Annotated in this window: 18 protein-coding genes; 11 read left to right on the forward strand and 7 right to left on the reverse strand. The window is 62.4% G+C overall.

All coding sequences use genetic code 11. The annotated features are described in order from the left end of the window. The first annotated feature begins 4 nt into the window (after positions 1 to 4). The 5 genes from recN to ATY78_RS05620 all read left to right on the forward strand — a co-directional run bounded on the left by recN (position 5) and on the right by ATY78_RS05620 (position 5,616). On the forward strand, positions 5 to 1,678 hold the full coding sequence (gene recN / locus ATY78_RS05595) for a DNA repair protein RecN (protein ID WP_088681347.1): 1,674 nt from the start codon (positions 5 to 7) through the stop codon (positions 1,676 to 1,678). A gap of 503 nt (positions 1,679 to 2,181) precedes the next feature. Next, positions 2,182 to 2,469, forward strand: a complete 288-nt coding sequence (locus ATY78_RS05605; protein ID WP_088681349.1) for a DUF1778 domain-containing protein — start codon at positions 2,182 to 2,184, stop codon at positions 2,467 to 2,469. Continuing rightward, positions 2,466 to 2,966 carry a GNAT family N-acetyltransferase gene (locus ATY78_RS05610; RefSeq protein WP_088681350.1) on the forward strand — a complete coding sequence of 167 codons (501 nt, stop codon included), beginning with the start codon at positions 2,466 to 2,468 and terminating at the stop codon, positions 2,964 to 2,966. The genes ATY78_RS05605 and ATY78_RS05610 overlap by 4 nt, the downstream gene beginning before the upstream one ends. A 96-nt stretch (positions 2,967 to 3,062) precedes the next feature. Continuing rightward, a complete protein-coding gene (gene ligA, locus ATY78_RS05615) occupies positions 3,063 to 5,219 on the forward strand; it encodes an NAD-dependent DNA ligase LigA (RefSeq protein ID WP_088681351.1) in 2,157 nt (718 codons plus the stop codon). Between the two features lie 19 nt (positions 5,220 to 5,238). After that, on the forward strand, positions 5,239 to 5,616 hold the full coding sequence (locus ATY78_RS05620) for an XRE family transcriptional regulator (RefSeq protein ID WP_088681352.1): 378 nt from the start codon (positions 5,239 to 5,241) through the stop codon (positions 5,614 to 5,616). Here the strand turns inward: ATY78_RS05620 and ATY78_RS05625 are convergent. Further along, on the reverse strand, positions 5,613 to 6,149 hold the full coding sequence (locus ATY78_RS05625; protein ID WP_088681353.1) for a GNAT family N-acetyltransferase: 537 nt from the start codon (positions 6,147 to 6,149) through the stop codon (positions 5,613 to 5,615). The genes ATY78_RS05620 and ATY78_RS05625 overlap by 4 nt on opposite strands. A 273-nt stretch (positions 6,150 to 6,422) precedes the next feature. Between ATY78_RS05625 and ATY78_RS05630 the strand changes: the two genes are divergently transcribed. Next, on the forward strand, positions 6,423 to 7,013 hold the full coding sequence (locus ATY78_RS05630; protein ID WP_088681354.1) for a 3'-5' exonuclease: 591 nt from the start codon (positions 6,423 to 6,425) through the stop codon (positions 7,011 to 7,013). A 78-nt stretch (positions 7,014 to 7,091) separates the two neighbouring features. Continuing rightward, on the forward strand, positions 7,092 to 7,583 hold the full coding sequence (locus ATY78_RS05635) for a CreA family protein (RefSeq protein ID WP_088681355.1): 492 nt from the start codon (positions 7,092 to 7,094) through the stop codon (positions 7,581 to 7,583). A 250-nt stretch (positions 7,584 to 7,833) separates the two neighbouring features. On the opposite strand, the gene ATY78_RS05640 is transcribed toward ATY78_RS05635, so the two are convergent. Together ATY78_RS05640 and ATY78_RS05645 are read right to left on the reverse strand one after the other, a co-directional pair. Beyond that, positions 7,834 to 8,304, reverse strand: a complete 471-nt coding sequence (locus tag ATY78_RS05640) for a chemotaxis protein CheW (protein ID WP_088681356.1) — start codon at positions 8,302 to 8,304, stop codon at positions 7,834 to 7,836. Between the two features lie 2 nt (positions 8,305 to 8,306). Then, entirely contained in the window at positions 8,307 to 10,271 is a 1,965-nt protein-coding gene (locus tag ATY78_RS05645; protein WP_088681357.1) for a HAMP domain-containing methyl-accepting chemotaxis protein, read from the reverse strand. Positions 10,272 to 10,655: 384 nt separating this feature from the next. On the opposite strand from ATY78_RS05645, the gene ATY78_RS05650 reads away from it, so the two are divergent. Then, entirely contained in the window at positions 10,656 to 11,258 is a 603-nt protein-coding gene (locus ATY78_RS05650) for an SCO family protein (RefSeq protein WP_088681358.1), read from the forward strand. A 54-nt stretch (positions 11,259 to 11,312) separates the two neighbouring features. Then, a complete protein-coding gene (locus tag ATY78_RS05655; RefSeq protein ID WP_088681359.1) occupies positions 11,313 to 12,191 on the forward strand; it encodes a 50S ribosomal protein L11 methyltransferase in 879 nt (292 codons plus the stop codon). Positions 12,192 to 12,617: 426 nt separating this feature from the next. On the opposite strand, the gene ATY78_RS28465 is transcribed toward ATY78_RS05655, so the two are convergent. Further along, positions 12,618 to 12,791 (reverse strand): hypothetical protein, encoded by a 174-nt coding sequence (locus ATY78_RS28465; RefSeq protein ID WP_190237398.1) that lies wholly within the window; start codon positions 12,789 to 12,791, stop codon positions 12,618 to 12,620. Between the two features lie 278 nt (positions 12,792 to 13,069). On the opposite strand from ATY78_RS28465, the gene ATY78_RS05660 reads away from it, so the two are divergent. Continuing rightward, positions 13,070 to 14,905: an aminopeptidase P family protein gene (locus tag ATY78_RS05660; RefSeq protein ID WP_088681411.1), complete on the forward strand. Its 1,836-nt coding sequence runs from the start codon at positions 13,070 to 13,072 to the stop codon at positions 14,903 to 14,905. A gap of 35 nt (positions 14,906 to 14,940) precedes the next feature. On the opposite strand, the gene ATY78_RS05665 is transcribed toward ATY78_RS05660, so the two are convergent. Both ATY78_RS05665 and ATY78_RS05670 read right to left on the reverse strand, forming a co-directional pair. Further along, entirely contained in the window at positions 14,941 to 15,249 is a 309-nt protein-coding gene (locus tag ATY78_RS05665; protein ID WP_088681360.1) for an AzlD family protein, read from the reverse strand. Positions 15,250 to 15,252: 3 nt separating this feature from the next. Beyond that, positions 15,253 to 15,984 (reverse strand): AzlC family ABC transporter permease, encoded by a 732-nt coding sequence (locus ATY78_RS05670; protein WP_088681361.1) that lies wholly within the window; start codon positions 15,982 to 15,984, stop codon positions 15,253 to 15,255. 131 nt (positions 15,985 to 16,115) lie between these two features. On the opposite strand from ATY78_RS05670, the gene ATY78_RS05675 reads away from it, so the two are divergent. Continuing rightward, entirely contained in the window at positions 16,116 to 16,376 is a 261-nt protein-coding gene (locus tag ATY78_RS05675; RefSeq protein WP_088681362.1) for a DUF2164 domain-containing protein, read from the forward strand. A gap of 29 nt (positions 16,377 to 16,405) precedes the next feature. On the opposite strand, the gene ATY78_RS05680 is transcribed toward ATY78_RS05675, so the two are convergent. Next, complete coding sequence (locus ATY78_RS05680) at positions 16,406 to 17,542, reverse strand: GGDEF domain-containing protein (protein ID WP_190237399.1); 1,137 nt, start codon at positions 17,540 to 17,542, stop codon at positions 16,406 to 16,408. Positions 17,543 to 17,680 lie beyond the last annotated feature (138 nt).

The following is a 17,680-nucleotide window of genomic DNA, read 5'->3' on the forward strand; positions in this document are numbered from 1 at the left end:
ACCAATGCTGATCCAGCTTTCGATCCGCGATATCGTCCTGATCGAGCGGCTGGATCTTGCCTTCGAGACCGGTCTTTCCGTGCTGACGGGCGAGACCGGGGCGGGCAAATCCATCCTGCTCGACAGCCTCTCGCTGGCGCTCGGTGGGCGCGGCGATGGCGGCTTGGTGCGCCATGGCGAGGACAAGGGCCAGGTGACGGCGGTGTTCGACGTCGGCATGGACCACGGCGCCCGTGCGCTGCTGCGTGAAAACGGCATCGACGACGAGGGCGACCTGATCTTCCGCCGCCAGCAATCAGCGGACGGACGCACCAAGGCCTATGTCAACGATCAGCCCGTCAGCGTGCAGCTGATGCGCCAGGCCGGCCAGATGCTGGTCGAAATCCACGGCCAGCACGACGACCGCGCCCTTGTCGATACCAACGCCCACCGAACCTTGCTCGATGCCTTCGCCGGCCTTACCGACGAGGTTGCCGAGGTCGCCCGGCTTTACCGCCTGTGGCGCGACAGCGAGCGGACGCTGAAGAAGCACCGGGAGAAGGTGGAAAGCGCTGCGCGCGAAGCCGATTATCTCCGCGCCTCCGTCGAGGAGCTGGAAAAGCTCTCGCCGCAGGACGGCGAGGAGGACGAGCTCGCCGACCGCCGGCAGAAGATGATGAAGGCCGAACGGATCGCCGGCGATATCGCCGAGGCGTCCGAATTCCTGAACGGCAATGCCTCGCCGGTGCCGCACATCGCCTCGCTGGTGCGCCGGCTGGAGCGCAAGAGCCACGAGGCGCCGGGGCTGCTCGAAGAGACCGTGGCGCTGCTCGATGCAGCCCTCGACCAGCTTTCCAACGCGCAGATGGAAGTCGAAGCGGCGCTGCGCAAGACCGAATACGACCCGAGGGAACTGGAGCGGGTGGAGGAGCGGCTTTTTGCGCTCAGGGCCGCCTCGCGCAAATATTCCGTTCCCGTCACCGAGCTGCCGGCGCTTGCCGTGCGCATGATCGCCGATCTTGCCGATCTCGATGCGGGCGAGGAGAAGCTTTCCCGGCTCGAAGCCGAGGTCGGGCAGGCCCGGGAGAATTACGATGCGGCGGCGCGCTCGCTGTCGGAGAAGCGCCATCACGCTGGTACGGCGCTGGCTGCGGCCGTCATGGCCGAACTGCCGGCGCTGAAGCTCGAACGCGCCCGGTTCATGGTGGAAATCACCACGGATGCCGGAGAGGCGCTCGCCGAAGGCATCGACGTCGTCGAGTTTCACGTCCAGACCAATCCCGGCACGCGGCCGGGTTCGATCATGAAAGTCGCCTCCGGCGGCGAACTCTCGCGTTTCCTGCTGGCGCTGAAAGTGGCGCTCGCCGATCGCGGCTCAGCCCCGACGCTCGTCTTCGACGAAATCGACACCGGCGTCGGCGGCGCGGTGGCCGATGCGATCGGCCAGCGGCTGAAGCGACTGTCCGACCGGGTGCAGGTTCTCTCGGTCACGCATGCGCCGCAGGTGGCGGCAAGGGCGGCGACGCACCTGCTGATCTCCAAGGGGCCGGCGGCCGAAGGTTCCGAAAAGATCGCCACGCGCGTGGCGACGATGGCGCACAAGGACCGCACCGAGGAGATCGCCCGCATGCTCGCCGGCGCCTCGGTGACGGAGGAGGCGAGGGCAGCGGCGAAGCGGCTGCTGGCGGGTAATGGGTGATTGCTGCGGCCGACCCCGATTTCCCTCATTCCTGTGCTTGTCACAGGAATCCAGTGCGTCCAAGTCCTTGGACGCGGGAAACTTTTGATCTCCCATGAGCTATTCACCGCGCAGACGCGCGGTGGCTGGATTCCTGTGACGGGCACAGGAATGAGGAGGAGAGGTAGGCGAGCTCGTCCGATGCTGAGATCCGGCATTCTATACATGCAACGGTGACAAACATTCCGTGGGGCTACCCCCTCTGCCCTGCCGGGCATCTCCCCCACAAGGGTGGAGATCGGCAAGAGGTTGGATCATCCGTCCCTCTCTGCTGTATCGAATAACTCTGCGGTCGTTGTTTGGGGAAGCCAGTGCGCCCAGCCAATCTCCCCACCTGTGGGGGAGATGGCCGGCAGGCCAGAGGGGGGTGCCACACGGCATGCCCTTTCCTTTGTTCTCCCCCTCGCAACCTCCTTGCATTTGTCCGGTGTTTCGCCGTACAATCCTGAGCAAGGAGAAAACTGATGCCGCAGCAAAACAGCCGCACGACCCGATTGGAAGCTCGCATCAGTCCCGAGGCGTTGGCGATCGTCAAGCGAGCGGCCGAGATGGAGGGCCGCAGCCTCAGCGATTTCGTCGTCTCTGCGGCACAGGACGCGGCGCGGCGGACGATTGAGGAAAACCAGCTTATCCGTCTGTCGATCGAGGATCAGGCACGTTTTGTCGACATGCTGCTCGATCCGCCGGAGCCTGCGGAGGCCCTCAAGCGCGCCAAGGCTGCCCATGACGCGCTGATCCTGAAAGCGCAGTGACGGTGCAGTTCACAATCGAAGCGTTGAATTCCGGGCATGATCGAAAGAGCTTTGCTTGCGGCGTATTCGTTCTGGATCGCTATTTGAAAGAGCAGGCGGGGCAAGATATCAAACGCCGCGCCGCCCTTTGTTATGTCGCCTCTCCGGAGGGTTCCTCCCGTATCGCCGGATATTATACGCTTTCAGCCGGAGACGTGGCGCTGAAGGATATTCCGGAAGACAAGGCCCGTCGGCTTCCGCCTTATCCAGCCATTCCCGTTGCACGGATCGGACGGCTGGCGATCGACAAGGATTTTCAGGGCAGGCGACTTGGCGCGGCGCTGCTATGGGACGCCGCAAATCGTGCCCTGCGTTCGGAATTGGGCGTTTTTGCTTTGGCCGTGGACGCGAAAGACGAGCAGGCCGCCGCCTTCTATCGGCATTTCGGATTCATCGCTTTCGAAACGAAACCGTTGCAGCTTTTCCTCTCGCTGGCGACCGTGGCGAAATCACTCTGATCTCCCGTAAGTCGATCGCGCAGCCTCTCTTTTCATCCGTCGATTTTGCTCTAAAAACAATGCAGTTTCTGGCCAGATTCTCTGGAGTGATGTTCCATGTCCACCGAAGGTTCCGCCGTCGACACGTTGACGATCGAAGAGGCTGCCGCCGAGCTCGAGCGGCTGGCGAAGGAGATCGCGCATCACGATGCGCTCTATCACGGCAAGGACCAGCCGGAGATTTCGGATGCAGACTATGATGCATTGAAGCGCCGCAACGATGCGATCGAGGCGCGGTTTCCGGAACTGATCCGTGAGGACAGCCCTTCGCGGCGGGTGGGTGCTGCGCCTTCCGTCACCTTCTCGCCCGTCGTTCATGCGCGGCCGATGCTGTCGCTCGACAACACGTTTTCGCAGGAGGACGTGCAGGATTTCGTCGCCGGCGTCTATCGCTTCCTCGGCCGGCTGCCGGACCAATCGATCGCCTTTACCGCAGAGCCGAAAATCGACGGCCTTTCGATGTCGATCCGCTACGAGAACGGTAGGCTGACGACGGCTGCCACGCGCGGCGACGGCACGACGGGGGAGAACGTCACGGCCAATATCCGCACCATCGCCGAAATTCCGGGCCAACTGCCGAAGGGCGTTCCCGCGGTCGTCGAGATCCGCGGCGAGGTCTATATGGCCAAGAGCGATTTCCTGGCGCTGAACCGGCAGATGGAGGCGGAGGGCAAGCAGACCTATGTCAATCCGCGCAACACGGCGGCCGGATCGCTGCGCCAGCTCGACGCGAAGGTCACGGCAAGCCGCAAGCTGAAATTCTTCGCCTATGCCTGGGGCGAGATGTCCGAGATGCCGGCCGATACGCAATTTGCCATGGTGCAGACCTTCAAGGACTGGGGCTTCCCGGTCAATCCGCTGATGAAGCGACTGAACTCGGTTGCCGACATCCTGGCCCATTACGACGAGATCGGCCTGAAACGCCCGGATCTCGATTACGATATCGACGGCGTCGTCTACAAGGTCGACAGTCTGGAACTGCAGCAGCGCCTCGGCTTCCGCTCGCGTAGCCCCCGCTGGGCGACGGCGCATAAATTCCCGGCCGAACAGGCCTTCACCGAGGTCGAGAAGATCGAGATCCAGGTCGGCCGCACCGGGGCGCTGACGCCGGTGGCGCGCCTGAAACCGATCACGGTCGGCGGCGTCGTCGTCACCAATGCGACGCTGCACAATGAGGATTACATCAAGGGCATCGGCAATAGCGGCGAACGCATCCGGCCGGAGGAGCATGATATCCGCGAGGGCGATACCGTCATCGTCCAGCGCGCCGGCGACGTCATTCCGCAGATCCTCGACGTGGTGATGGAAAAGCGCCTCGCCGAGGCGAAGCCCTATGAATTTCCGAAGACATGCCCGGTCTGCGGTTCGCATGCCGTGCGCGAGGTCAACGAGAAGACCGGCAAGATGGATTCGGTGCGCCGCTGCACCGGCGGCTTCATCTGCCGTGCGCAGGCGACGGAGCACCTGAAGCACTTTGTTTCGCGCAACGCCTTCGATATCGAGGGGCTCGGCTCGAAGCAGATCGACTTCTTCTTCGAAAACGAGGACCCGTCGCTGCAGATCCGCACGGCGCCGGAGATTTTCACGCTGGAGAAGCGCCAGCAGCCATCGCTCACCAAGCTGGAGAATATCGACGGCTTCGGCAAGGTCAGCGTCGGCAAGCTCTATGCGGCGATCAACGAGCGGCGCAGCATCGCGCTCCACCGCTTCATCTATGCGCTCGGCATCCGCCATGTCGGCGAGACCACGGCGAAGCTCTTGGCGCGCTCCTACGGCACCTATGGGGCCTTTGCGGCCGCGATGGAGGAGGCCGCACCGCTTTCCGGTGACGCCTGGAACGATCTCAACGCCATCGAGGGCATCGGCGAGGTCGTGGCGCGTGCCATGGTCGAGTTCTACAAGGAGCCGCGCAATATCGAGGTGATCGGCCGCCTGCTCGACGAGGTGACGCCCGCGGAGGCCGAACAGCCGGTTACATCAGGCAGCCCCGTCGCCGGCAAGACCGTGGTCTTCACCGGCTCACTCGAAAAATTCACTCGCGACGAGGCGAAGGCGAGGGCGGAAAGCCTCGGGGCCAAGGTGGCGGGATCGGTGTCGAAGAAAACAGACATCGTCGTCGCCGGCCCTGGTGCCGGCTCCAAGCTCGACAAGGCCCGCGAACTCGGCGTCCAGACGATGGACGAGGACGAGTGGCTGGCGTTGATTGGCGGGTGATTGATCCGGAGACGGTGTAATGGACATAAGGCCGATCAAAAGCGCTGGCGATTTGGAATGGGCGCTTGGAGAAGTCGCTCCGTATTTCGACAATCCGCCGCTGCAAGGCTCGGCTGATGCGGACAGGTTCGACGTGCTCTCCGATCTTATCGAAGCCTATGAAAACCGGCATTTCCCCACAATCGAACTGGAGCCGGTCGATTTCCTGCATGCCTTCATGGCGATGACCGGCCGCAGTCAAACTGACCTCGGCGAGGTCCTGGGTTCGCGCTCCCGCGCCTCGGAAATCCTGCACCGCAAGCGTGCTTTGACGGTCGATATGATTTTCAAGCTCAACGAGGCATGGGGCGTTCCCGCCGAATGCCTCGTCAAGCCTTATCGCCTGGCCGTCGCTTAAGCCCTCAGCCGCGCCATCGTATAGGCGTCGACATACTCTCCGGCCCGATAGCCGAATGCGCGCAGAAGCCCTTCCTTCTCGAAACCGAATTTTTCGTAGAGGGCGATCGCGGCCTCATTGTCGGTGTAGACGGTCAGTTCCAGCCGCTTGACGTCGAGCCAGTCGTCGGCGGCGTCGACCATGGCGCCAAGCAAGATACGGCCGAAACCGCGGCCGGTGAAATCGTCATGCACGCCCATGCCGATGCTGGCGACGTGCTGCCGGCGGCCGCCGAGGCGGTTGAGGCCGCAATTGCCGACGATCTTGCCATCCACGGTGACGACGAGGTTGAGCGCGCCCGGCGAGGGATTTTCCATGTTCTTGCGGACTTCCTCGACCCGCTGGTACGGCGGCCGCAGGGTGCCGGCGCGATAGCCCGGCAGGTTGATGAGATCGGTGATCTCCTCGGCGTCGGAAAGACGCACGGCGCGCACGACGACGCCATTCGGCAGGCGCGCTCGGTCGCGGGGTTCATTCTCTTCGTTTTCAGACATGGGGTGGCCTCCTTGGGTTTCAGGGGAGGAGAGCCGGCTTTTTCGAAAACCCTGCTCGCCTCGGCAGGGTTCTCGGGATGATCGAACGGCTAGTGACGCACCATCGCTCCCGCGTGCCCTGGAAGGGTCGTGGCGATATGATGCATGGTCGATGTCACAGAGTTGATCATGCGTGGAAGTTTCCCCATTTGCGTGCAGATGTCAACAGGTCGGAATTTGCCTTCGCCTGCAGCTCAGATTATTCCGGTAGGGCAGACGATTCGGATTTTGCCGTTGAAGACCATCGCCATCGATTTCGAGACAGCCAACGAGCAGCGCGGCAGCGCCTGTTCCGTCGGCCTTGCCTGGATCGAGGACGGGCAGGTGACGCGGGTCGAGGAACGCTTGATCCGACCGAAGCAGATGCGCTTTTCCGGGATGAATATCGCGATCCACGGCATCCGGCCGGAGCATGTCGAGGATGCACCCGAGTTTCCCGAAGTGATGGACGAATTCCACGACGATTTCAGGGGCGCGACGATGATCGCGCATAACGCCGCCTTCGATTTCAGCGTCTGGCGGTCGAGCCTCGATCTCTACCGGCAATCCTATCCCGAGCTCACCTATCTCTGCAGCCTGAAAATGGCGCAGCGGATATGGCCGCATTTCCTCTCGCACCGGCTGAACCTGATCGCCGAGCATCTCGGCCTGCGTTTCATGCACCACAACGCCGCCGAGGATGCGGCGGTCTGCGCGGCTGCGGCCATCGAGATGGCGAAGGCAGTCAAGGCAAAGGCGGTGGAGGCGATCCCGGCGCTGATCGGCATGACGCCGGGGCGGCTGATGGCGCGGGGTTACGAGCCCTGCACCTGCCGGAAGGCTTGAGCGCCGCGACGCCCTCGCGATTTCTTGCAAAGCATGGGGGCATGCCTATCTAGAATGCGGATTATCCAGGGAGCCGCCATGTCCAAGCTCAGCACGTTTTTTCTCGCCGCCTTTTCTTTCGCCGCCATCTCCGCAGGCACCGCCTCGGCCGAAGTCGTCGGCAAGGTCGGGGTCGACTGGATCGGCAACGACATCATCGTCGAGGCGGTCTCCGATCCCGAAGTCAAGGGCGTCACCTGCCACGTCACCTATTTCGACCGCAGCCTGATCGACCGGTTCAAGAACGGCAACTGGTTCGAAGATCCCTCCAACAATTCCATCGCCTGCCGGCAGACCGGGCCGATCGAGATCGGCAATATCGACCTCTCCAAGGACGGCAGCGAAGTGTTCCGCCAGGGCATGTCGCTCATCTGGAAGACGCTGGTCGTCAACCGCATCTACGACAAGACCAACGACACGCTGATCTATCTTGCCCATTCCAGGGAACTGACGGATGGCTCGGCGAAGATGTCGATTTCGACCATTCCGCTCTATGGGCAGAATGTGACTTGGAAGAATGGGAAGCCGTAAGGGTGGGGTTCTCATCATAAAAGACCCCGCCCCAAACCCCTCCCCACAAGGGGGAGGGGCTTAAACTGCCGCACCCGCACTCCAAATCTTTGACCTTTCGGTAGGGACGAGACGGTGCCTCAGGTTAGTCCCTCCCCCTTGTGGGGAGGGGGTGGGGAGGGGTTTTTACGTAAAGTCGGAAACCATGCTCTCGACATCAAACAAAAAAGGCCCGGACGAGCCGGGCCTTTCAACATCAGTGTAGAGAATATCAAGCAGCCTGCGACAGCTCGTCGGCGATGACCGTGTCGAGGTTGAGGAAGCAGACCATGGTCTTCTCCAGTGCGACGATGCCGCGGCAGAAGGCGCGCTGGGCTTCCGGGATGATTTCCGGCGGCGGCTGCAGGTCTTCGCTCTTGATGGTCATCATGTCGGAAACCTGCTCGACCAGCAGACCGACCAGCTTGCCGGCGATGTCGGTGACGATGATCGCCGAGCGCTCGGAGGGTTCGGTCATTTTCATGCCGAGACGGCAGGCCATGTCGATGACGGGAATGACCGCGCCGCGCAGGTTGATGAGGCCGAGAACGTAGGGCGGAGTGTGCGGCATCGGCGTCACCGGCGCCCAGCCGCGGATTTCGCGGATGGCCATGATGTCGATGCAGAATTCCTGATCGCCCAGGTGGAACGAAACGATTTCGAGATAAGAGCCCGACTGCTTGATGGCATTGTTGTTGTTCATGATCAGAATTCTTCCCAGTTGTCCCCGGCGGGAGCGGCGATGGCTTTGGCGGCAGAACCGCCGTTGAATGCGCCCGCGACTTTGCCGATCAGGCTGCGTGCGGGAGAAGGTCTCGAATGCGAGGCGGCGGTTGCCTCTCGCGGCGTTTGCCGGGCGCTCATGCCCTCGCCGATTTTGAACTGCTTGACCAGCTGCGTCAGGTTTTCCGCGTCGATGGCGAGCGTATGGCTTGCGGCATTCGTCTCTTCCACCATGGCCGCGTTCTTCTGCGTGACCTGATCCATCTGGCTGATCGAAGTATTGATTTCGTTCAATCCAACCGATTGTTCGCGCGCAGAGGTTACGATTGATTTAACGTGTTCGTCGATGCGCAGAACATCTTCGCCGATCTGGCGAAGGGCTTCACCGGCAGCCGTCACCAGCTCGCCGCCGGTCTTCACCTCATCGCCGGATTTTCCGATCAAGGCCTTGATATCCTTGGCAGCGCCCGCGGCGCGGCCGGCAAGTTCACGCACTTCCTGGGCGACGACGGCAAAACCCTTGCCGGCTTCGCCGGCACGCGCGGCCTCGACGCCGGCGTTGAGCGCGAGCAGGTTCGTCTGGAAGGCGATCTCGTCGATGACGTTGATGATCTTGCCGATCTCGCGGGAAGCGCCTTCGATTCGCTGCATTGCGGCCATCGCATCGCCGACGACGATGTCGGACTTGGCGGTATTCTGCCGGGTGTGCGAGACCATGTGGCCGACTTCCTCGGCGCGGCTGGTGGCGTTGCGCACGGTGGCGGTGATCTGGTCGAGGGCGGCGGAGGTCTCTTCCAGGGAGGCGGCCTGCTGTTCCGTGCGCTTGGCGAGATCGTCGGCGGCGGCGCGCATCTGGCGGCTGTTGGCTTCGATCGAGCTGCTGTTGACGGCAATGTCGCTCATCGCCTTGCGCAGCGTCGCGGTCGTCTGGTTGAAGTCCAGGCGCAGGCGGTCGAGTTCTTCGCGGAAAGGCTGGTCGATCGTCACGGTCACGTCGCCGCCCGACAGACGGGTGAGGCCGGCGCCGAGGGCGGTGACGGCGGCGTTGAGCGCCTCGGCGTCGGCGAGCTTGGCGGCTTCGCGGGCATGGTGCTCCGCGTCGCTGCGTTGCCTGTCGCTCTGGCTCTGCGCCTCGAGGTCACGCTTCTCGATTGCGGCAAGGCGGAAGGCGTCGGCGGCGCGGGCCATTTCGCCGATCTCGTCGCCTCGGGTTTTTTCCGCAACGTTGCTGGCAAGATCGCCGCTCATGATGCGCTGCATGCTTTCGCTGACGGCCGCGATGCCGCGGCGGATCGATCCGCCATGGACATATTGCAGGACGGCCATGGTGAGGATGGCGAGGATGCCGAGCCCGATCTGTAGGTAGAGGGCGCCTTGCGCTATGGCATTGGCGGCCTGGACATGCTGATGGGCGAAGGCCGCGCCGTTTGCCGCAAGCTTGTCGAGCGTATTGGTCAGCTCTTCGCCGGCACCGTCGATCGTATCGTCGATCTTGTCGAATTCAGGGTCGGACGCGCCCTGCTGAACCAGCGCGACGAGATCGACCTGGATCGCCTTGCCCATTGCGGCGACGTCGCTATCGTAACTCTTCAGCAACTCGGCATTGTTCATCTCGCCGGCAAGCAGATGTATGTCTTTCGAGCCGTTGGAAAGTGTGGCAAGCGAATCGGCCATCAGCTTGATGCGTTCCGGCTGTACCGCCTTGTCGTCCTTGTCGACGATGGTGTCCATCGCGGCCAGCACCAGGGTGAGGTTCGCAAGCCGCATGTCGTCGATGCGGTCGACGCTCGCCTGGATCTCGCTGGCGCGACGCAGGCCGGCGTCGACGCGCGCGTTTTCATACCAGCCGACGCCGAGCATCGTTCCGAAGCCGAGAAAGGCGGCTGCGCCGAGCGTCCAGAGCCGCTGGCTGACCGACAGGCTCTTGCGCACTGCTGAATTCGTCATAAAAAGACCCCTCCACAAACCGCTCGGGTTTGTGCTTTCCTACCCTCATGCGGACGTCCGGGGTTTTCGCCACTCGGCAGACATCATGTCAGAACGGCACGATAGGGCCGCACGCACTGTTAAATATAGATATGACGGCTTAAGTCTTTCCTAACGATATGTGTCTCGCCATTACCTGTTCGGCTTGAGATAAAACATTCAAAATATGAGGTTTTTTGATTCATGTCAAAAGCGGCGCGGCGATTTTCGGCCTGATCCGGTGAGACAATAAATCACGGGTCAGAAAACATATTCTTGAATTGCGTGCATCCGGCCGAGACTATAATCACGCGAAACGCGCAAGGGGTGGGCGGCGCATATCCGCCCGGATCGAGGTTCATGCCAATGAAGACATTCCGCATCGTCATCTGGGTCGCCGTGGTGGTCCTCGCCGGGGCTCTCGGCTTTTTGACGCTTTATCCCATGAAATCGCGGGACGCCGTGTCGGAGGCAGCCTTCGGCGTGCCATTCACCCTGGTCTCCCAGAGCGGTCAGCCGATCACCGAGCAGGCGCTGCGCGGCAAGCCGACGGCGCTGTTCTTCGGCTTCACCCATTGCCCCGAAGTCTGCCCGACGACCCTCTTCGAGCTGGACGGCTGGATGCAGAAGGTCGATCCGGACGGCACCAAGCTTCAGGCCTATTTCGTCACCGTCGATCCCGAGCGCGACACGCCCGAGATCATGAACGAGTACGTCTCCAACGTTTCCAAGCGCATTACCGGCATTTCAGGCCCGCCGGACAAGATCGCCGAGGTCATCAAAGGCTATCGTGTCTATGCCAAGAAGGTGCCGGTCGACGAAAAGGACCCGAACGGCGATTACACGATGGATCACACCGCCTCCGTCTTCCTGCTCGATTCGGCCGGGCGTTTTTCCGGAACGATCGCCTATGGCGAAAACCCCGACACGGCGATAAAGAAGCTGGAGAATCTCGCCAGCAAAGGGTGATCGGGCGCTGGCCCGGCCGGCGGCGGGCAATGGAAACGGGAAAGACCGCCTATCGTGAGTGAAATCCGCCTTTACGTGTCCACCACCGAAAGCGAGGCCGAACGGATCCTCGATCTCCTGAGCGAGGTCTTCGGCGAAGAAGACTTTGCCATCGGCACCACCGAGGTCGATGAGAAGAAGGATATCTGGGAGGCCTCGGTCTATATGATGGCCGAGGACGAGGCGGAAGTGCGCTCCCGCGTCGAGGCGGCGCTGGAGATCGCCTTTCCCGATGCCCGCCTTCAGCGCGAAGTCATTCCCGATGTCGACTGGGTGGTGAAATCGCTGGAAGGGCTGAAGCCCGTCAGGGCAGGGCGCTTCCTCGTGCATGGATCGCATGACCGCGACAAGGTCCGCTCCGGCGACATCGCCATCGAGATCGATGCCGGCCAGGCCTTCGGCACCGGCCATCACGGCACGACGGCCGGCTGCCTTGAAGTGATCGACGCCGTGGTGCGCTCGCGCCGGGTCCGCAACGCGCTCGATCTCGGCACCGGCAGCGGCGTGCTGGCGATCGCCGTGCGCAAGCTCAGGAACATTCCGGTGCTTGCGACCGACATCGATCCGGTGGCGACGAAGGTCGCGGCCGAGAATGTGCGCCGCAACGGCATTGCGTCCGGCATCGTCGCGAGGACTGCGCCCGGCTTTCATTCGACCGCCTTTTCCGAGCACGGTCCCTTCGATCTCATCATCGCCAACATCCTCGCCCGGCCGCTGATCCGCATGGCGCCGCAGCTTGCGGCCCATCTTGCGCCGGGTGGTTCGGTGATCCTTTCGGGGATTCTGGCCGCGCAGCGCTGGAAGGTGATCGCCGCCTATAGCGGCGCAAGGCTTCGCCACGTCAGGACGATCTGGCGGAATGGTTGGGTGACGATCCATTTGGATCGGCCTTGATTACGAGGCTCAAACTCGCCTTGAAACGTATGCTGTCCTTAGGGCGGGGCCACTCCTCCTCTCCCTCATTCCTGTGCCTGTCACAGGAATCCAGCCACCGCGCGTCCGCGCGGTGAATGACTCCATACGCGTTGGAGAGAGTCTCCCGCGCCCAAAGACTTGGGCGCACTGGATTCCTGTGACGAGCACAGGAATGAGGGAGGAGAGGTTTGCGCGCCCCATAGAACAGAGCTGCTTTTGGCACCGTCCAAAAAATCAGAAAGGTGCCTTCAACACAAAAACAAAAAGGCGGCGCCGATGGCACCGCCTTGGACCGGTCTATCCGGTCAATGCCCGCGAGCTCGAAGGAGGAGTGCTCGAGCGGGCTCTACTGCATTCCAATAGGCCGGTCCGGGGAGGGAGGAGGAGACGGACAGGCCTTCAGACTCAGAACGCGTAGCTGGGAGCGCCCTTGTGCCGCGTGGCGCGCTGGCCGGTGCCGAGCAGCTTGAGGCTGTCGTCGTTCTGCGGGCGGCGGGCGCCGATGATGTGACGCACGGTCTGGCGTTCGCCAGCCTGCACCGGGCTGCTGTATGCGAAGCGCGAGAGAGAGGCGGTCATTTCAAAAAATCCTTTGTTTGCTGGTTCGTCCGAACCGTTCGATGGCTGCTATATAGCTATTCTGAAACGCGGAGGCAGAGGGTTTCGCTCATGGGAGCCATGCGGCAAATGCATAAAGCGTGCCAAATTAACTTTTGCCGTCACAGTTCTGTCAAAATATTGAGCGGGCTCAACGGTTTCGACTCGTTTTGTCGCTTTTTCTCCCCATCGATTGAAATTTCGCTAACATGGCGGCCATCCCCTTAACCGGATTCGTCTCAACCATTCGGGTTTCCAGCATGTTCCAGTCCTTCGACGTCACCTCCACGCCGCAATTCGGCAGGGATCGGGTATCGGCGCTGCGCGCCAGTTTCGATTCGCTCGGCATCGACGCCTTCCTTGTGCCGCGCGCCGACGAATTCAACGGCGAATATGTTCCCGCATGCTCGGAGCGCCTGGCGTGGCTGACGGGCTTCACGGGTTCGGCGGGCATCGCGCTGATCCTGCGCACGCAGGCGGTCGTCTTCGTCGACGGGCGCTATGTGACGCAGCTTGCCGAGCAGGTCGACGGTTCGGTCTTTTCGGGCGGCGATCTCGTCAATGCGCCGCCGCATGTCTGGCTTGCCGCAAACGGGGCCAAGGGCCTCAGGCTCGGCATCGATCCGTGGCTGCATGCGGGCGCGGAGGTGCGCCGCCTGGAAAGGGCGCTTGCGGAGATCGGCGGCACGCTGGTCTTCCTGCCGCACAACCCGCTCGACCGGCTGTGGAGCGACCGGCCGGCCGAGCCGCTCGGCACTGTGACCATCCAGAACGTTGCCCAGGCAGGCGTGCTGGCGAGCGACAAGATCGCGACGATTGCCGCCGGCCTTTCGAAGAAGAATCTTGCGGCGGTGCTGATTGCCGATCCCTCGTCGGTCGCCTGGGCCTTCAACATCCGCGGCGCCGACGTGCCGCACACGCCGCATCCGCTGGCGCGCGCCATCATCCATGCCGACGGGCGCGCCGAACTCTTCCTCGACAAGCGCAAGACCGGCATCGAGCCGGAGGCCTATCTCGCGCAGATTGCGACGCAGCTGCCGCCCTCGGCGCTGGAGGAGAGGCTTGCCGCCGTTTCCAGGGACGGCGGGCGAGTGCTGATCGATCCCGATATCGCTTCTTACGCGCTTGCCGAAATCATCCGCAAGGCGGGTGGCGAAGCGGTGGAGGGGGCCGATCCCGCCAAGCTGCCGCGTGCGGTGAAGAACGACGTCGAGATCAACGGCTCGGCGGCCGCCCATCTGCAGGACGGGGCGGCGATGGTGGAGTTCCTCTATTGGCTGTCGCAGGAAAAACCCGGCACGGTGAGCGAGATCGCTGCGGCCGAGCGTCTCGAAGCGGCGCGCGCCCGCGTCGGCCAGAGCATGCAGAACCCGCTGAAGGATATTTCCTTCGATACGATTTCGGGTGCCGGCGAACATGCGGCGATCATGCATTACCGCGTGACGACCGAAACCAACCGGATGATCGAGGCCGGCGAACTCTTCCTGATCGATTCCGGCGCGCAATATATCAACGGCACGACCGACATCACCCGCACCGTCGGCATCGGCGCGGTTTCGCAGGAGCATCGCCGCTTCTTCACGCTTGTTCTGAAGGGCATGATCGATATCAGCACGGCGCGCTTCCCGAAGGGCACGCGCGGCTGCGACCTCGATCCGCTGGCGCGCATCGCGCTGTGGCGGGCAGGGGCCGATTTCGCCCATGGCACCGGCCACGGCGTCGGCTCCTATCTCTCGGTGCATGAGGGGCCGCAGCGCATCTCCAGGCTTTCGACGCAGGAACTGCTGCCCGGCATGATCCTGTCGAACGAGCCTGGTTATTACCGGCCGGGCAGCTTCGGCATCCGCATCGAGAACCTGATCTATGTGCGCGGGGCCGAGGAGATCGACGGCGGCGACATGGCCATGCTCGGCTTCGAGACGCTGACCTTCTGCCCGATCGACCGCAGCCTCGTCATCCCCGAGCTTCTGACCCATGACCAGCTGCACTGGTTCAACGACTATCACCGCCGCACGCGCGAGGCGCTGATGCCGCTGATCCATGATCACGACGTCAGGGCATGGCTCGAAAACGCGACGCTGCCGCTCGAATATTAGAGAAGGGCGTTTGGGCGCCGGCCTTCAGCCGGTGCTCAGAACCAGCCGGCGTGGCGCCAGGTCATCACGATGATCCAGGCGGCGACCAGCATCCATGTATGGGAAAAGCGCAGGCCGACGAAGAGGGCGACGATCAGCGCCAGTTTCGATTCCCAGCCGCCGATGAAGAAGGCGGGTGCGACCAGCGTCGTCAGCACGGCGGCCGGCACGGCATTCAGCGCCGCCTCCATGCGCGGGGGAATGCTCTTCATCCGGGTGATGAGGATATAGCCGCCGATGCGGGTGGCGAAGGTTGCTGCTGCGGCGGCAAGGATGACGAGCGCCATGTGAAGATCGAATTCCATGGCTCAGACCTCGTGTACTTCGGATTGAAGGGCGTCGGCTTCGAGATCGGACTCTTGCCGTGGCAATGGCAGCAGGGCGGCGAGCACGATGCCGGCGGCAGCACCCAGGCTGACATGCCAGGGCGAGCCGACATAGCGGTAGGCGAGCACGGAGGCCACCGCGCTGACGAGCGCCACGGGCAGGAAATTGTCGCGCTTGCGGAAGCCGAGGACGATGCCGAGGAAATAGGCCGGCAGCAGGATGTCGAGGCCGATCGCCTTGGGATCGCCGATGAAGCCGCCGAGCATGCCGCCGGCGACGCTGATCAGCACCCAGGGAATGTAGATGATGATGCCGAAGCCGAAATACCAGGCGAAGGTGAGCTTTCGGCCGGACTCGCAGCGTTTCACCGCTTCGGCAAATTGCGGATCGACCAGCAGGAAGAAGGTGAAGAATTTCTGCACCGGGGTGAAATGGCCGATGTAGCGCGCCAAGGCCGCCGAATAGAGCACGTGGCGGAAATTGACGGCGAGGATCGACAGCACGATCAGCCAGGCATGGACATTGTGGCCGAAGAGTTCGATGCCGACCATCTGGCTGGCGCCGGCATAGACCGTGGCGCTCATGAAGGCGGCTTCGGAAAGCGACATGCCGTTTTCGACCGCCAGCGCCCCGAAGAGCGCGCCAAAGGGCGCCGATGCCAGCGCAACGGCCGATCCGCCCCGCAAACCTTCAACAAAGTCGGCGCGATTCATGTGGGTGCCCTGTTGGAAATTCAGCTTTCCCTTATGGTCTACGGCTTGCCGCGGCAATTGAATTTCGTTGATTGACCAATCGATTTCGCTGAAGCATCAACGTCCTGAGCGCATTCGGCGGAGAGGCAAGCATGCAGAAGATCGAATTTTCCAGGGAAGAAAAGGCTGAGATCGTTTCGCGCATCCGCGCTTATTTCGATCGGGAACTCGATCCCATCGGCGCCCTGCCGGCCGAATTCCTGCTCGACTTTTTCGCGGAAGAAATCGGCGCCCATTATTACAATCAGGGCCTGCGCGACGCCCATGCGGCCCTCCTGAAGAAGATGGAGGATCTGGCGGAGGACATCTATCTTCTGGAGCGCGACGAGAAGAGCAAGACCGCGAGCCCGTAGGGGGACGCGGCGCCTCTCAGTTCTTGCTCTCAAACCGCCGTCTTGACCGCTTCAAAGCCGTATCCCCGCCGGCCCTTGGCCTTGACCGCATACATGGCGGCATCGGCAATTTCGTAGATCTGCGTCACGGTACCGTCATGGGTCGGGCGGATCGACACCCCGATGCTGGCTGAAATCGTCAAGCTCTCGCCGCTGATCGAGAACGGCCGCTCGAGTGCCTCCAGCATCCTCTCGGCGACGAGACGCGCTTCGCGTTCATTGATTTCACCGCCGAGGATGACCGCGAACTCGTCGCCACCCAGGCGGGCGACCTCGTCTTCGGCGCGGACGCAAGCCTGCAGGCGGCGGGCGACCTGAATGAGCAATTCGTCACCGCCGAAGTGACCGATCGTGTCGTTGACCTGCTTGAAATGATCGAGATCGAGCGTCAGAAGGCCGACCATGCCCTGCCGTCGCGCGACTTCTTCAAGCCTCTGGCGGAACCGCCGCCGGTTGGAAAGCCCCGTCAGCGCGTCGCTCGCAGCCTCAAGCTCGAGCTTTTGCCGGAAAGCGTCATTGGCGCCATAAAGCCATGCCATGATAAAGGCGGCGATAATGCTCATGTTTCCCGCCGGCACCAGCAAAGCTGCGTATTTGTCCGCAGCAAACAGCGGAACGGCGCCCGTCATGGCAACCACTTCCGGAAAGGCGACGATGGCAACGACCAGTGCTGCATTGCCGGCGAATGTGAAGCATCGGGTCGCCAGGAGCGGCATGAAGACGAAATACATGAAGCCGGCAAGGCCATAGACAAACCCGCCTTCGATGCGTCCCATGATGACGAAAAAACACGCCTCCCAGCCGAGGAACATGAACAATGCGGCGACAAGGGCAAGACGCCGGTCGACCCGCAACCAAAGCGCCGCCATGTAAGGCAATGCGACAGGCAGCGTGGCGAGGCGTAGCCAAATCGTGTTGGCCGCGCCGGCGGGATCGAGGGTAAAGTCCCATGTCCAGAGCGAGGTGCCGGCTAAGGCTGTGACCAGTGTCATGACGAGGCAATTGAACCTGTGCTCATCATAATGCCGGGCAGCGAAATCGGGCGAGGGCCGGAGCACGGAGATCAGCAGGCCGTGCCAGCGAGCCTTAACATTCGATATCTCCGACAAGCCGCGCCCCTCGTCCATTGCCCCGCACTCCTTGCGCCCAGGTGTCATATTCATAGGCGATGCGGATGAATAAATTCCTGCTTAATGGGCGCGGCGCTGGTTCCCGGCCGTTCGCGCACGGTGGCAGGTCCTTTATCTCGAGCAGTATCGAGGATT

The organism is Rhizobium sp. R635 (assembly GCF_002211285.1).
GTDB lineage: Bacteria > Pseudomonadota > Alphaproteobacteria > Rhizobiales > Rhizobiaceae > Rhizobium.

What these genes read in the sequence shown, in the direction of transcription:
- ATY78_RS05645 (WP_088681357.1), bottom strand. Translation starts at nt 10,271, where the DNA reads ATGACGAATTCAGCAGTGCGCAAGAGCCTGTCGGTCAGCCAGCGGCTC.
- ATY78_RS05625 (WP_088681353.1), bottom strand. Translation starts at nt 6,149, where the DNA reads ATGTCTGAAAACGAAGAGAATGAACCCCGCGACCGAGCGCGCCTGCCG.
- ATY78_RS05660 (WP_088681411.1), top strand. Translation starts at nt 13,070, where the DNA reads ATGTTCCAGTCCTTCGACGTCACCTCCACGCCGCAATTCGGCAGGGAT.
- ATY78_RS05640 (WP_088681356.1), bottom strand. Translation starts at nt 8,304, where the DNA reads ATGAACAACAACAATGCCATCAAGCAGTCGGGCTCTTATCTCGAAATC.
- ligA (WP_088681351.1), top strand. Translation starts at nt 3,063, where the DNA reads ATGTCCACCGAAGGTTCCGCCGTCGACACGTTGACGATCGAAGAGGCT.
- ATY78_RS05675 (WP_088681362.1), top strand. Translation starts at nt 16,116, where the DNA reads ATGCAGAAGATCGAATTTTCCAGGGAAGAAAAGGCTGAGATCGTTTCG.
- ATY78_RS05650 (WP_088681358.1), top strand. Translation starts at nt 10,656, where the DNA reads ATGAAGACATTCCGCATCGTCATCTGGGTCGCCGTGGTGGTCCTCGCC.
- ATY78_RS05665 (WP_088681360.1), bottom strand. Translation starts at nt 15,249, where the DNA reads ATGGAATTCGATCTTCACATGGCGCTCGTCATCCTTGCCGCCGCAGCA.
- ATY78_RS05605 (WP_088681349.1), top strand. Translation starts at nt 2,182, where the DNA reads ATGCCGCAGCAAAACAGCCGCACGACCCGATTGGAAGCTCGCATCAGT.
- ATY78_RS28465 (WP_190237398.1), bottom strand. Translation starts at nt 12,791, where the DNA reads ATGACCGCCTCTCTCTCGCGCTTCGCATACAGCAGCCCGGTGCAGGCT.
- ATY78_RS05620 (WP_088681352.1), top strand. Translation starts at nt 5,239, where the DNA reads ATGGACATAAGGCCGATCAAAAGCGCTGGCGATTTGGAATGGGCGCTT.
- ATY78_RS05635 (WP_088681355.1), top strand. Translation starts at nt 7,092, where the DNA reads ATGTCCAAGCTCAGCACGTTTTTTCTCGCCGCCTTTTCTTTCGCCGCC.
- recN (WP_088681347.1), top strand. Translation starts at nt 5, where the DNA reads ATGCTGATCCAGCTTTCGATCCGCGATATCGTCCTGATCGAGCGGCTG.
- ATY78_RS05680 (WP_190237399.1), bottom strand. Translation starts at nt 17,542, where the DNA reads ATGGACGAGGGGCGCGGCTTGTCGGAGATATCGAATGTTAAGGCTCGC.
- ATY78_RS05670 (WP_088681361.1), bottom strand. Translation starts at nt 15,984, where the DNA reads ATGAATCGCGCCGACTTTGTTGAAGGTTTGCGGGGCGGATCGGCCGTT.